Source organism: Psychroflexus curvus, assembly GCF_020164585.1.
Classification (GTDB): Bacteria; Bacteroidota; Bacteroidia; order Flavobacteriales; family Flavobacteriaceae; genus Psychroflexus; species Psychroflexus curvus.
This window is the reverse complement of record NZ_JAIQZF010000029.1, coordinates 1-279: the sequence shown is the minus strand read 5'-3', so window position 1 is coordinate 279 and position 279 is coordinate 1. Positions and strand designations below refer to the sequence as shown.

Here is a 279-nt window from a genome sequence, read left to right as displayed (position 1 = left end):
GAAAATCCCACAAATTTGGAACTTGTTGATCTTCAAATTTTTTTTTTTTGAACTACGAATCAACATCCTTCTAAAAATCCAGGTGGGAGCTCAGTCCACGCAGAAGGAAATGCAATGGCTCGGAGGGTTATCTCTCCAGTCATACAGTGAACAACCAGACTCTTTAAATGACAAGTCCTTCACAAAGGATGGTTTGGTCGAACAGATAAGCCAAACATGGGATCAGTCTGACTATCTGTGGTACACAACATAGTAAGTCTTTAACTAACATGTCATCGC

At 40.1% G+C, this 279-nt stretch carries 1 protein-coding gene; it reads left to right on the top strand.

The window, feature by feature from the left end:
* On the top strand, positions 1–253 hold a 253-nt coding region (locus LB450_RS13635), incomplete at its 5' end, for a hypothetical protein (RefSeq protein WP_224489804.1).
* Between the last annotated feature and the right edge of the window lie 26 nt (positions 254–279).